The following is a 13,440-nucleotide window of genomic DNA, read 5'->3' as shown; positions in this document are numbered from 1 at the left end:
ACCGGGCTGGGATTCCGGGGATCACATCGATATCACGTTGCGTGTCGCTATGTCCCAATTGAGGCGAATGTATAACCATCGCCCTCCTCGCCGGGTGGGCGTCCGGCAGGCCCCCGGGGCGGCTGGCAAAAAGCGGTTCCTTTCCCCGGAAAGCGGTCACAACGCTGCGGAGGGGCGGATTTGAACAGGGCGGAGGGCGTTCCTTGCCTGTTCCTTGTCCACAGGAATTCCTCTGAGAGCCGTCTTATCCACAGGCTGTGCGCCGGATCTGTGGACACGGAAATAGATCATTCCCGACCGGTGGACGTGCGCCGGGAAACAGGGTTCAAACCACCCTCACACACTCATTCGGGTGGGAAAGACTCGCTCCAAAGAGTTGAACGGTGATACCGGGGTGACGCCGTTCACTCAACGCTCTCTTGCGTGAAACCTGAGGCCCCGGGCCGATTTGTCGACCTTGTCGCGCTGCACTGTCGACTTGTCCCCAGGCCCGCATCTCGGCCTGTGGATAACTCTGTGGACAGTGGGAGGCCGCTAGGCCCGGCCGTCCAGACAACGCCCCAGCCAGTCGGAGGCATCCGTGAAGTCGCTGTCCGAGGTGCCCGGCCGCGCGGCGCGTACGTCACCCACAGCAACACCGGCGCGTGGGTAGGACCCCAGGAAGCGGACCTGCGGGCAGGTCCGCTTGAGACCCATCAGTGCCTCACTGACCCGGCGGTCGGAGATGTGGCCCTCGGCGTCGACCGCGAAGCAGTAGTTGCCGATGCCCGCACCAGTCGGCCGGGACTGGATCAGCATCAGGTTGACCCCGCGGACGGCGAACTCCTGCAGAAGTTCCAGAAGCGCACCGGGGTGGTCGTCCCCGAGCCACAGAACGACCGAGGTCTTGTCGGCGCCCGTCGGGGCGGCCGGCCGCGCCGGGCGGCCGACGAGCACGAAGCGGGTCTCGGCGTTCTCCGCGTCGTGGATTTCGGTGACCAGCGGCTCCAGCCCGTACGTGACGGCGGCGAACTCGCCGGCGAAGGCCGCATCGAAGCGGCCCTCCTGTACCAGTCGAGCACCGTCGGCGTTCGAGGCGGCGGATTCCCACACCGCGTCGGGCAGGTGGGCGCGCAGCCAGTTGCGGACCTGCGGCTGCGCCACCGGGTGCCCGGTGACGGTCTTGACGTCCGACAGCTTCGTCCCGGGCCGTACGAGCAGCGCGAACGCGATGGGCAGCAGGACCTCGCGGTAGATCATCAGCGGTTCGCCCGAAGCGAGCTCGTCCAAAGTGGCGGTCACCCCGCCCTCCACCGAGTTCTCGATCGGCACCAGCGCGGCGGCTGCCTCACCGTTGCGCACGGCGTCCAGGGCGGCCGGCACCGACACCATCGGGACGAGCTCCCTGGTGGCGGCTTCCGGCAGCGTGCGCAGGGCGGCTTCGGTGAAGGTGCCCTCGGGACCGAGATAGGTGAAGCGGGTGGCCGACATGCGATCAGCCTAATGCCGTGGCGGCGGCGCCCGGTGGGATGTTCACCCTTCGAGCAGCCGTTGTCCGACGTACTCCCCGGGCCGCGGGCCGGGCGGGACCGCGTACAGCCCGCTGGACTCGTGCCGGATGAACTCGGACAGCGCGTCACCCCTGTCGAGTTTGCGCTGGACGGGCACGAAGCCCCGCAGCGGGTCGGCCTGCCAGCAGATGAACAGCAACCCCGCGTCGAGGGAGCCGTCCGAAGCGATGCCGTCGTGGAAGGAGAACGGCCGACGGAGCATGGCGGCCCCGCCGTTCTGCTCCGGGGCCGAGATCCGCGCGTGCGCGTTCGAGGGGATCACCGGCTTGCCATCGGCGGCCAGCTTCGCGAGGTCCATCTTCGTGGTCTCGCCTCCGCCCGTCAGGGGGGCACCCGTGGCCTTCGTACGGCCGATGACCTGCTCCTGCTGAGCGGTGGACTGCTTGTCCCAGTCGTCGAGCAGCATCCGGATACGGCGTACGACGGCGTACGAGCCCCCCGCCATCCAGGAGTGCTCGGCCGGGCCCGGCCCCGCGGCCGGCACGAAGATCCGCTTGTCGAAGTCGGGGTCCGCCGGCTTCGGGTTCGCGGTGCCGTCCACCTGGCCCATCAGGTTCCGGGCAGTCATCGGGGTGCCCGTGGCGCCGGGGGACCGGTTGAAGCCGTTCATCTGCCAGCGGACCCGGGCGGCTTCCCCGGCGTCCTTCTGCAGGGCCCGCAACGCGTGGAAGGCGACGAGCGCGTCGTCGGCCCCGATCTGGACCCAGAGGTCACCGTTGCTGCGCTGGGGGTCGAGCCGGTCGGAGGAGAAGTCCGGCAGAGGGTCGAGGGCGGTCGGGCGGCGTGAGGTGAGTCCGGTGCGCTCGAAGAAGGAATGGCCGAACCCGAAGGTGACGGTCAGGGACGAGGGCCCGGCGTCGAGGGCGATCCCGGTGTCGGCCGTGGGGGCGGTCTCGCCGGCCATCAGCCGCCGGGCGGTGTCCGACCAGCGGCGCATCAGGGCGGCCGCTTCCGTACGGCCGGCGCCCGGTGCGAGGTCGAAGGCGAGGACGTGCCCCTTGGCCTGGAGCGGCGTGGTGATGCCGGACTGGTGGTCCCCGTCAAAGGCGATCCGGGTGGCTCCGAGCGAGGCGACGGCCCCCGCGCCGCCCGTCGAGGCGGCCTCCGGCGAGTCGGTGAGCGCGGAGTGCACCAGGGCGCCGCCGGTGGCGCCGAGTGCCAGGCCGGCGGCGCCCGCGGCGCCCACCGTCCCCAGCAGGCGGCGCCGCGAGATCTCGATGTCGGGGTTGCTCTCGGTGCTGTCGGTCACGCTGGTCAGCCGATCTTCACGTTCTTCTGGACGGTCGTCTGGTCGATGTCGGAGGTCCGTACGGTGATGTCGATGCGCCATTCGCCCGCGAGCGGCAGCTGCACACCGTCCGCGCTCCAGTGTCCGGGAGCCGCGCGGTCGGGGAGGACCGGCAGTGGGCCGATCTCCTTGGCCGGGAGGGTGAACGAGACCTTCACCTCGGGCAGGTCGAGGGGCTGCCCGTCGGGCGCCTCCGCCCACAGGTGGAGGCCATTGGCGCCGACCCGGCCCGGGGTGAGCTCCAGCCGGACGGTGCCCTTGCCCTGGGGGCCACCCGTGTCGAAGGGCAGGGTGATCTTGATGGGCCGGTTGGGGACGGCGGTGGCCGCCGTCGAGCCCTGCCCGCTCGCCAGCTCCGCGGTGCGCCCGGGCTCGGTGTTGGTCAAGACCGTGGTGACGGCCAGCAGCGCGACCGCGACGGCGGCTTCTGCCAGAACGGTACGGCGCAGGCCGGCGCGCCCGGGGTCGGCATCCCGCACTTGCTTGGAGCGGGCGTTGTCCCGGGCGGCACGCTGCCGTGCCAGCTGGGCGGCACGCCGGGGGTCGGCGGGGACCGTCACGAGCGCTTGCTCTTCCTGAGGCGCCGTTTCACGCTCCGATGTTTCACGTGAAACGTCGGAGTGCGAGAGCTCCACCTGCGCCGGTTCCGCCCCGCTGTCAGAGAGCCGAGCGGTCCACGACCGGGAGAGGTAGGCGATGGCGACGAGGACGCCGACGAGCGCGACCTTGATCAGCAGGAGCCGCCCGTAGCTGGTGCCCGTCAGGGCGGACCAGCTGCCCAACTGCCGCCAGGACTGGTAGACCCCGGTGATGACCAGCACCAGGACGCTGATGAACGCGACCTTCGAGAAGCGCCGGACGGCCTCGCGCTCGATGCCGGGCACCTTGTACAGGGCGACCAGCAGCGCGGCGAGACCGCCGAGCCAGGTGGCGACGGCGAGCAGGTGCAGGATGTCGACCGGCATTGCGATCGCCGGCTGGACACCGGTGGAGGCATGCTCCGACAGGGCCCACGTGGCCGCGATGCCGCCGGCCACGACGGCCCCTCCGACACCGAGTCCGAAAGCGAGGTCGCTCGTGTCCTTGCCTTCGTCCACCGCGTCGTCGGTCGCGCGCAACCCGTCGTCTTCGACCGGAGCGACGTTCCCGCCCTGCGCGGCGCCTTGCTGGCGGCGCGCGTAAGCACCGAAGAGCACGGCCACGAAGAGCGCCGCCGCCCCGAGCAGCAGCAGCCTCGACACGAGCGAGGCGCCCGCCTTGGTGTCGAGGACGGCCTTGAGTCCGTCGAGGTCGAAGGCGTCGGTGAACTTGCCCGACCCGGTGTACGGGTTGCGGAGCATCAGCATCGCCAGGGTGGAGGCGGTCAGCAGCACCCAGCCGCGCAGCACCAGCTTCTGCAGGGACCGCTCGGCCGAGCCGCGGCGCCAGCACAGCAGGATGAAGGCGGCGCCGCCGACGAGGATGGTGAAGCCGATATAGGCGGCGTACCGGGCGACGCCGTACGCGGTGCCGACGGGGCCGCCGCCCGCCTTCTGAGTGGGAAGGGCGACCTGAGTGGCCGACGGGGCCCCGATGGAGAAGGTGAAGGCGCCGGAGACCGGGTGGCTGTCGGCCGAAACGGCCTGCCACGCGACCGTGTACGTGCCGTTGGGCAGCCCGGAGTGCAGGGCGGTGCCGTAGCGGATGGTGGACCCGCTGCACATGTCGCGCAGTTCGCCGGTGTCGACCCGCTTGCCCTGGGGGTCCATCACGCGGATCGAGTCGTCGCCCATGGCCACCTGCTCCGAGAAGGAGAGGGTGACCTGGGCGGGGGCCGTGGCGACCACCGCCCCGTCCTTCGGGTCGCTCGCGGTGAGTGCGGCGTGCGCCGTGGCCGGTCCGGCCGCGGTGAACATGGTTGCCAGCAGGGCTGCGAGGACCAGCGCGAGCCGCGGCAGGAATGCCGTGGTGCGGGCGCGGGCCGGGGCGGGGGCGATGGCCGTCATGGCGTGTCAGTTCCTCGGTCCGTCAGTGGGCGTTGGAGCTCTGCCCGGTGTACGTACGGTCCTTCACGTCCAGCTCGATCGTGACCGGGTCGGCCTTCGCGAACTTGAGCTCGACCTTGACCTTGTCCCCGACCTTCGGCTTGGTCTTGAGCCCCATGAACATGACGTGGCTGCCACCGCGCTCCAGGCTGAGCCGGCCGTTCGCGGGCACGTCCAGGGAGGCGACCTGCCGCATCTTCTGGTCCTTGGTCTCGTGGATCTGGAGATCGTCCGAGAGCGGGCTGGTCAGACCGGTGAGCTTGTCGGGCGTCTTCGAGTCGTTGGTGATGACCATGAAGGCGCCGGCCATCTTGTCGTCGACGGGCTCGGGCATGAAAGCCCCGCTGACCGTCAGCTTCGGAGTGGCGTCCTCGGTCTTGCCCTCCGGTTCGGAAGAGCAGCCGGATATCGCGAGCGCTGCCGTCAGGGAGAGCGCGGCGGCGAGGGTACGGGTGGTGCGGGCGTTCACGGGTTCTCCCCCTTGATGATCTTCGGCAGGTCCTTGGTGTAGTCATCGACGGTGGTGCTCTCGCCGTAGAGGAGGTAGCCCTCGTCGGTCTTGGGAGAGAACGCGAGGACCTGGGCGCCGTGCATGGAGACGACGCTGCCGTCGGCCTCCTTCTTGGCGGCCTCGATACCGATGCCGAGTGACCGGGCTGCGGTCTGGATGGTGGCGAAGTCCCCGGTCAGCCCGATGAAGGACGGGTCCTGGGCCTTGAGCCACTTACCGAGGGATTCGGGGGTGTCCCGCTCGGGGTCGGTGGTGACGAAGACGACCTGGAGCTTGTCCTGGTCCGCCTTGGGCAGTGCCTTCCGCGCGACCGCGATGTTGCTCATGGTCAGGGGGCACACGTCGGGGCAGTTGGTGTAGCCGAAGTAGATCAGTGTCGGCCGGCCCTTGGTCTGCTCGCGCAGGTTCCACGGCTTGCCGGTGGTGTCCGTGAGGACGAGGTCCGGCTTGTCGAAAGGGCGGTCGAGGACGGTCGCCGACCCGGCCTTGCCGGTGCCGGTGATCTGGGTGACCGAGCCGCTGGACTTGGCCGGCTCACCGCCACAGGCGGTGAGGGCGAGCGCGGCCGCCGCCACGAAGGCGGCGACCGTCACACGTGTGGTGCGCATGGGGAGGATCCCTGGTATCGGGGTTTCGGATGGTCTCAATGACAGGGCCCGTGGGGCCCGTGGGTCAGGAGGCGCGGCGACGCGAGGCGAAGCCGAACGCGACGCCACCGAGACCGAGCACGATGCCGGCGATGCCGAGGGCGCGTGCGGTGGTGTCCGAGCCGCTGGTGGCGGCCTCGTCGTGGCCGTCCTCGTGGCCCTTGGCGTCGTCGGCCTTCGTGGCGCCGTCGTCGTGGTGGTCGTCGGAGCCCGCCGCCGCGGTCAGCTTGAGGACGGGCGCCGGGTTCTGCGGCTCGGGGGCGCCTGCCTTGGTCTCTTCGATCCAGCGCACGACCTCGTTGTTGTCGTAGGTCTGGATCGCCTTGAAGACCATCTGGTCCGCGTTGTCGGGCAGCTTGCCGAGGGAGACCGGGAACTGCTGGAACTTGCCGGGCTCGATCTTGCCGCCGCTCCACGTCACCTTGGTGACGGCCTCGTTGACCTGCTTGCCGTGCACGGTGAGCGGCTTGTCGAGCTTGCTCTTCTCGACGTTCACGGTCCAGCCGGGAACGTCTTGCGGCATCACGGAGGTGAGCGGCTGGTCGATCGGGAAGTTGACCTCGAGCTGCGTGGTCGACGCGTTGTCGCGCTCGTTCGGGACCTTGAAGTTGATCACCGCGTAACCGCCCTTGGCGGCCTCGCCCGGCTGCACGCCGACGTGGGCGAAGGCAGGACCGGAGAGGACGAGGACGGCGCCGGCGGCGAGGGCGGCGGCGAAGGAGACACGAGAGGTCTTCATGGCAGGAACACTCCAGGAAACGGTGGTGACATGGCTCCGCGTGCGGGCGCGCGCGGTTCACGGCACCGGTGCTCCCGTGACGCCCTGGGAGTGGAGGTGCCGCGTCAGGCTGCGAGGGTGAGGGGCGCCCTCGGCGGCCCGCGCCTGATCACTGTGTGCTGGAGCGCTCCACGACCGGTGGAGACTTCGGGGGAGGGCGTGCTCCGGGGAGCCCGCGCAAGGCGACCCGGCGCGTCCGGCAACCCCGACACGAGGGCTCGTACCAGGGCCATGGCGGTACGCAGGGGACGTACGGGGTCCGCCTCCGTGGACAGCCGGGACAGTTCGACGAGCCGGAACAGAGCCGCATCGCCCCGCCCGAGCAGCCAGCCGGCGGCGAGCGCGGCCAACAGGTGGCCGATCAGCATGGCGGGGCTGAACAGGGCGGTCTGCGGCGCGTGGACCAGGTGGTCGTGGGCCATGTGCCCGTGCGCGGCCATGGCGGCCGGGTCCAGACCGGCGGTCTCCAGGATCCGCCGGGCGTCTTCCGGGCTCGGCGGTACGGAGTTGCCCCCGCAGATCAGCTGCGCGGCGAGGGCGGCGAGCGAGGAGTCCGAGGAGTCCGAGGAGGCGAACCCCACCGGAGCCGCGGCGCCGTGCTGGCCGAGGCCGAACACCGCGTGCAGGGCCACCTGGCCGGCGGCGAGCGCCGCGGCGATGCCGGGCAGCGAACGCCGACGCCCCGCCAGAGGGGCGGTGACCGCGAAGAGGGCGAGGAAGCCGAGGCCCAGGGCCCACCACGGCACGGTGGCGCAGGACGCCATGGCGTGCCCGACCGCGGACAACACGACGCAGACCGCGGTGAACACCGCGGCCCGTATCGTCCGGAGGCCCGCTCCGGCATGCGTCGCGTGGGGGGCAGTCATGGCCGGGCCATCATCGCACTGCTCCCGCGCCGGTCCTACGGCAGGTCCGGAACATCCCATCCGTCCCCATGGCACCCCGAGCGGGGTTCGAGCGGTCGACTCGCAACGGTGCCCGGCCCGGCCACCGGCCGCCCCCCGGCTGCATACACCGGCGGCCGGAAGGCCGCATCGGCCGAACGAGGGCTCGCGCGGCCGAATGAGGGCTCCGGCGGCCGCGGGGGGCTTACGCGTGACCGAGGGCGGCAATAGGTAACCGTATGAGCATCTGGTGGTCTCTCCACTTGAGGCGCGAAGCCGCGAGCGTGCCGCTCGCCAGGCGACTGCTGCTCGGGACGATGGAGACCGCGGGGGTGGACCCGGACATCTGTTTCGATCTGTCGGTGGCGCTGAGCGAGGCGTGCGCGAACGCGGTGGAGCACGGCGGCCCGGTCGCCTGCCCTTCCCGCGCCGGAAAGCCGGACCCCGCGGTCTGTACCCAGTACCGCGTGACGGCGTATCTGGACGGCGACCGCTGCCGCATCGAGGTGACCGACTCGGGTCCGGGGTTCCCGCCGTCGACGGTCGCCGGACACAGACCCCGTCCCGCCGGGCCGTCGGAGAAGGAGCACGGCCGGGGCCTGGGACTGATCGCGGAGCTTTCCGACCACGTCCGTCTCCGCAACCGCCCGGGCCGGGGCGCGGTGGTCAGCTTCGACAAGGTGCTCAAGTGGCGCGAGGGTGCGCTGCTCAAGGTCTCGTAGACCCTGCCGGTCCTTCCCGGATACGCCGGTGGGCGGGCCCCTCACGGGAACCCGCCCACCGGCGTGTGAAGCAGCTGATCAGCCCTTGAGGCGCGCCATCCACGCCTCGACCTCGTCCGAGGCACGGGGCAGGCCGGCCGACATGTTCCGGTTGCCGTCCTCGGTGACGAGGATGTCGTCCTCGATCCGGACGCCGATGCCGCGGTACTCCTGCGGCACGGTCAGGTCGTCGGCCTGGAAGTACAGACCGGGCTCCACGGTCAGGCACATGCCCGGCTCGAGCGTGCCGTCCACGTACGCCTCGGTGCGCGCGGCGGCGCAGTCGTGGACGTCCATGCCGAGCATGTGGCCGGTGCCGTGCAGGGTCCAGCGGCGCTGGAGGCCGAGTTCCAGCACCCGCTCGACGGGGCCTTCCAGCAGGCCCCATTCGACGAGCTTCTCCGCCAGCACGCGCTGCGAGGCGTCGTGGAAGTCGCGGAACTTGGCGCCCGGCTTCACGGCGGCGATGCCGGCTTCCTGGGACTCGTAGACCGCGTCGTAGATCTTGCGCTGGATGTCGGTGTAGGTGCCGTTGATCGGCAGGGTGCGCGTGACGTCGGCGGTGTAGAGGGAGTGGGTTTCCACACCGGCGTCGAGCAGCAGCAGGTCACCGGAGCGGACGTCGCCGTCGTTGCGGACCCAGTGCAGGGTGCAGGCGTGCGGGCCGGCGGCGCAGATGGAGCCGTAGCCGACGTCGTTGCCTTCGACCCGGGCGCGCAGGAAGAAGGTGCCCTCGATGTAGCGCTCGGAGGTCGCCTCCGCCTTGTCGAGGACCTTCACGACGTCCTCGAAGCCGCGGACGGTGGAGTCGACGGCCTTCTGCAGCTCGCCGATCTCGAACTCGTCCTTCACGGCGCGGGCCTCGGACAGGTAGACCCGCAGCTCTTCGTCGCGCTCGGCGGTGACCTTGTCGGTCAGCGCCTTCTCGATGACGGCGTCGTGGCCACGCAGGAAGCGCACGGGGCCGGTGGCCTCGGCGAGGGCTTCGGGCAGCTCGCGGACGTCCTTCGCGGGGAGGCCCAGCAGCTGCTCGGCCTCGGCGAGGGAGTGGCGGCGGCCGACCCACAGCTCGCCTTGCCCGGACAGCCAGAACTCACCGTTCTCGCGGTCGGAGCGGGGCAGGAGGTAAATGGTGGCGGTGTGGCCGTTCTCGCCCGTGGGCTCCAGCACCAGGACGCCGTTCTCGGCCTGGTCGCCGGTGAGGTACGCGTACTCGGTCGATGCCCGGAAGGGGTACTCGGTGTCGTTCGAGCGGGTCTTGAGCCGGCCCGCGGGCACGACCAGGCGCTCGCCGGGGAAGCGCGCGGACAGGGCGGCGCGGCGCTCGGCGGTGTGGGCGGCCTGGGCGATCGGCTCCAGCCCGCGCAACTCCGTGTCGGCCCAGCCGGTGCGCATGTTCTCCGCGAGTTCCTCGCTGACGCCCGGGTACAGCGCGTTCTTGCGCTGCTTGTGCTTCTTCTGGGGCTGCTCTTCTTCCGGGGTCTCCGGGGGGAGCTCGTCAGCCACGTCTTCTCCTCAGCTACGACAGAACGGACCGGGTGTGGGCCTTGTCCATCGTATGGGTGAGCGGAAGACCCACGTCGGCTCATGTGACAAATCAGTCAAACCGGACCGCGAGCAGGACGATGTCCTCGGCCGGGTCCGCACCGGCGCCGCCGTCCCCTTCCTCACCGTCCGCCTGGGGGAACACCGTGCGCAGGATGTGGTCGCAGACGGCCGCCGGATCGTCGCGGGCGCTGCGGGGAACCCCCGCGGCCGCGGCGTGCAGCCGCGCGTAGGCCCGGTCCATGGGGTCGCCGGTGCGCCGGAGCAGCCCGTCGGTGTACAGCAGCACCGTTTCTCCGGGTGCGGGTTCGATCTCCACGCTCGGCGCCTCCCAGCAGGCCAGCATGCCCAGCGGCGCGGACAGCGAGGTCTCCACGTACTCCGTGCGCCGCTCGCTGATGAGCAGCGGCGGGGCGTGGCCGGCCCCGGCCACGATCATCTTGCGGGAGGCCGGCTCGCAGTAGGCGAACAGGGCGGTCGCCGAGCGGGCGGGCTCGGTCAGCCGCAGCAGCAGTTCGAGGTCGGACAGGACGGCCACGGGGTCCTCGCCCTCCATGACCGCGTACGCGCGCAGCGAGGCGCGCATCCGCCCCATCGCCGCGACCGCGCTCGGCCCCGAGCCGCTGACGGAGCCGACGGCCAGCCCCATGGCCCCCTCGGGCAGCGGCAGCGCGTCGTACCAGTCGCCGCCGCCGCGCGGTCCGGTGTGGTGCCGGGCCGCGAGCTGCACTCCGGCGATCCGGGGCAGCCGGCTGGGCAGCAGTTCCTCGGCGACGGTGGCCAGCCGGGAGCGGGAGCGCTCGACTTCCATCATCCGCGCGAGGTGCTCGGCGGCGTGCCGGACGTAGAGCCCGGCCAGGTCGCGCTGGCGTTCGCTCGGTTCGGCCTGCTCGTCGTAGAGCCAGACGGCCGCGCCGAGCCGGCCGGTGGCCTCCGCGGCCAGCGGGAGCGCGTAGCTGGCGGCGTAGCCCAGCCGGGCGGCGACCTCGCGGTGGCGGGGGTCCACGGGGACGCCGAACCCGCCCGTCCCCGGTGCGGCACCGGGCTCCGGGAGCACTTCCGCACCCCCCTGCGCGTCCGGGAGACCGTCGAGGATCCGGCCGTACGAGGTGGCGCTGCGGGGCACCGTCTCGATGTGACCGAGGTCCGCGTGACCGAGCCCGAGGCCGATGGTGGTGCTCGGACCGAGCCCGTCGGACGGCTCCAGGACGACCAGGCCGCGGCGCGCACCGACGAGCGCCGCGCCGGCGCGCACGAATTCACGCAGGGAGGCGTCGAGATCGACGGCCCGGGCGAGGCGTTCGGTCAGCTCGTGGAGGGTGGTCAGGTCGGAGACCATGCCCGCCAGCCGGTCCTGGATGACGGTGCTCGCGGCGGGCGGCACGGTCGGGACGGGGGCAGCGGAGCGTGCGGGAGCAGCCGCGTTGGGCGCGGCAGTCTGCGGTGACGCGGTAACTGCCGGATCGATTCCAGCCACTTTCGGCAGATGCGAGGCGCTCATGGCGTCCGCCTTTCCACCTGGTGCGATTCGCCATATAGCATCGCAAACCCCCAGATCGTGCTGCGCCGCCATCAATGGATCCACATCTACACGCACACGAGGAGCGATGTCCAGCATTGCCCAGGTGGGAATCCTGGTGTCCGCAGAACCACAACTCACTGTCCGGCCAAGGGTAAAACTTGGCTGGAAAAAGCCGGAAGCGGACGGTTTTTGCGATCGACTGAGCGGGCGTCCCAGCGGGTCCGGGTACGTAAACGGTGATGCCCGGGGTCACTTGACGCCTCCCGGCACTCGCTGGGAACCGCCCTGCGCGTGCCGTCGTCCTAAGCGGCGGCAGCCGGTCCCGGTAACGGTGGGGGTCGCGCTCGGCCCCGCCGTACGTTGGATGGACCCGTAAGAAAACTGCACGAACCGTGTGAACCTGCTCCGGCGGACAGTGACGCGAAACGTGTACGTGTGGTGTAACACCGCTTACGTGGTGTGATGTGGCCCTCGGCGTTCAACGGAAAGGAACGAGCGCTCATGCGCGAGATCCTCGGAAGGCGTCTCCAGCGGCTCCGCGATCGCTTGAAATCCCGGTTCTCGACTTCTACCGCCGCCCACGACCCGGACGGCGACGCCGCGTCCCTGCTCGATGCGGCCCTGACCTGCGCGAGCGTATGGCAATGGCCCGTACTGCCCGGCGTGGGCCGGGCCGGCTCCGACAGTGCCCGATGCGCCTGTCCCGACCCCGACTGCGTGGTGCCCGGCGCGCACCCCTTCGACCCCGGCCTGCTCGCGGCGACCAGCGACCCCCGGATGGTGGCCTGGTGGTGGGCCAGGCGGCCCGCCGCCCCGGTCCTCATGGCCACCGGTGGCGCGGCGCCGTGCGCGGTCAGCCTCCCCGCCGTGGCGGCGGCGCGTGCCGTCGTACGACTGGACGCGCAGGGCATGCGGCTGGGCCCCATCGTCGCGACGCCCACCCGGTGGTCGCTTCTGGTGGCGCCGTATTCGCTGGAGCGGCTCGGCGAACTCCTCTACGCCAAGGACCACGTGCCCTCCTCCCTGCGCTTCCACGGCGAGGGGGGCTACCTCCTGCTTCCGCCCTCCCCGGCGTCCGGTGGCGGGCACGTCCACTGGGAGCGCGAGCCGTCCGCCGGACCGGAGGGCGTCCGGCTGCCCGAGGTCGAGGAACTCGTACACGCGTTGGTGGAGGCGAGCAGCGGGGCGCCGGGCGGCGGGAGCCGGCTCGCGTACTGATGCCGCAAGCCTGCCGGATCACTCTTACGGGTGTCGGCGGGGCCGGTTTGCAGGGGAATTGGGCGCGGGGATCTCCGTGCCCCATTCCCGCATCGCTATCTTCGGCGAATGAATCTCCGCCTGATCGGTATCGGTGCCGGTGTGCTCATCATCTTGTCGCTTCCGCTTGCCGGAGCGATCGCCGGGCCGGATTTCGCCGGTCAGGGCGACGGAAAGGCGGGCGGGTTGCTCTCCTCGCTCGGCCTTTCCGACTCTTCCCGTACGTCGGACAAGGCGCGGGCCGCTACCCACCGGGCTCAGCCGGGTCCGCCGGAGCAGCCCCGCACGGACTCGCGGTGTGGCCCCGAACTCGCCTCGCCGCACGGCCTGGAGGCCCAGACCTGCGTCCTGACGAGCGAGGGGAACACCTGGGGCCGCAGCTACTACCGCAACACCAGCGGCCGTCCGCTGGAAGCCGTGTTGACCGTGATGGGGCCGGCGGGGCGCACGGTGCAGATCCGCTGCGCGGTGGGCGCCGGGGACGAGCCGGGACTGTGTGAGACGCCGAGGGACGCTTCGGCGGGCGCCGCGAACGGTTACTCGGCCGTAGCGGAGTTTGCAGTTCCGGATGATGAAGGTGCACTGCTACTGCGGTCCGGGAGCAACCCACCGGCACCGGGCGGTCGTTGAGCACCACCGCAAATGGAAGGGCCCGGTCGCTGGCGACGGGGGA

The 13,440-nt window shown here is 71.1% G+C and carries 12 protein-coding genes; 3 read left to right on the top strand and 9 right to left on the bottom strand.

The features are described from left to right. Positions 1–534: 534 nt before the first annotated feature. The 7 genes from pheA to IE207_RS19455 all read right to left on the bottom strand — a co-directional run bounded on the left by pheA (position 535) and on the right by IE207_RS19455 (position 7,664). A complete protein-coding gene (pheA, locus tag IE207_RS19485) occupies positions 535–1,470 on the bottom strand; it encodes a prephenate dehydratase (protein WP_190185525.1) in 936 nt (311 codons plus the stop codon). Positions 1,471–1,512: 42 nt separating this feature from the next. Further along, positions 1,513–2,799, bottom strand: a complete 1,287-nt coding sequence (gene efeB / locus IE207_RS19480; RefSeq protein ID WP_229873828.1) for an iron uptake transporter deferrochelatase/peroxidase subunit — start codon at positions 2,797–2,799, stop codon at positions 1,513–1,515. 5 nt (positions 2,800–2,804) lie between these two features. Then, the gene (locus IE207_RS19475) at positions 2,805–4,823 is read right to left on the bottom strand and encodes a copper resistance CopC/CopD family protein (RefSeq protein WP_190185523.1); all 2,019 of its coding nucleotides are present in this window, start codon (positions 4,821–4,823) and stop codon (positions 2,805–2,807) included. Positions 4,824–4,845: 22 nt separating this feature from the next. Further along, positions 4,846–5,331: a copper chaperone PCu(A)C gene (locus IE207_RS19470; RefSeq protein WP_190185522.1), complete on the bottom strand. Its 486-nt coding sequence runs from the start codon at positions 5,329–5,331 to the stop codon at positions 4,846–4,848. Continuing rightward, positions 5,328–5,981 carry an SCO family protein gene (locus IE207_RS19465; RefSeq protein ID WP_190185521.1) on the bottom strand — a complete coding sequence of 218 codons (654 nt, stop codon included), beginning with the start codon at positions 5,979–5,981 and terminating at the stop codon, positions 5,328–5,330. Before IE207_RS19465 ends, IE207_RS19470 begins: the two co-directional genes overlap by 4 nt. Before the next feature lie 64 nt (positions 5,982–6,045). Beyond that, on the bottom strand, positions 6,046–6,759 hold the full coding sequence (locus IE207_RS19460) for a YcnI family copper-binding membrane protein (protein WP_190185520.1): 714 nt from the start codon (positions 6,757–6,759) through the stop codon (positions 6,046–6,048). 104 nt (positions 6,760–6,863) lie between these two features. Next, the gene (locus IE207_RS19455; protein ID WP_190185519.1) at positions 6,864–7,664 is read right to left on the bottom strand and encodes a hypothetical protein; all 801 of its coding nucleotides are present in this window, start codon (positions 7,662–7,664) and stop codon (positions 6,864–6,866) included. A 257-nt stretch (positions 7,665–7,921) separates the two neighbouring features. On the opposite strand from IE207_RS19455, the gene IE207_RS19450 reads away from it, so the two are divergent. Continuing rightward, complete coding sequence (locus IE207_RS19450; RefSeq protein WP_190185518.1) at positions 7,922–8,404, top strand: ATP-binding protein; 483 nt, start codon at positions 7,922–7,924, stop codon at positions 8,402–8,404. Positions 8,405–8,482: 78 nt separating this feature from the next. Here the strand turns inward: IE207_RS19450 and IE207_RS19445 are convergent, their stop codons facing one another. Next, positions 8,483–9,949, bottom strand: a complete 1,467-nt coding sequence (locus tag IE207_RS19445) for an aminopeptidase P family protein (RefSeq protein ID WP_190185517.1) — start codon at positions 9,947–9,949, stop codon at positions 8,483–8,485. 91 nt (positions 9,950–10,040) lie between these two features. Further along, complete coding sequence (locus IE207_RS19440) at positions 10,041–11,606, bottom strand: PP2C family protein-serine/threonine phosphatase (RefSeq protein ID WP_190185516.1); 1,566 nt, start codon at positions 11,604–11,606, stop codon at positions 10,041–10,043. A 405-nt stretch (positions 11,607–12,011) separates the two neighbouring features. Here IE207_RS19440 and IE207_RS19435 point away from each other — a divergent pair, with 405 nt between their 5' ends. Further along, positions 12,012–12,728 carry a bifunctional DNA primase/polymerase gene (locus IE207_RS19435; RefSeq protein WP_190185515.1) on the top strand — a complete coding sequence of 239 codons (717 nt, stop codon included), beginning with the start codon at positions 12,012–12,014 and terminating at the stop codon, positions 12,726–12,728. Positions 12,729–12,836: 108 nt separating this feature from the next. Continuing rightward, positions 12,837–13,397: a hypothetical protein gene (locus IE207_RS19430; RefSeq protein WP_190185514.1), complete on the top strand. Its 561-nt coding sequence runs from the start codon at positions 12,837–12,839 to the stop codon at positions 13,395–13,397. The last annotated feature ends 43 nt before the right edge of the window (positions 13,398–13,440 follow it).

The sequence above is a fragment of the Streptomyces cirratus genome (assembly GCF_014650775.1).
GTDB classification, from domain to species: domain Bacteria; phylum Actinomycetota; class Actinomycetes; order Streptomycetales; family Streptomycetaceae; genus Streptomyces; species Streptomyces cirratus.
Note: the sequence above shows the minus strand (reverse complement) of the source record. Positions and strands in the feature narration are given on the sequence as shown.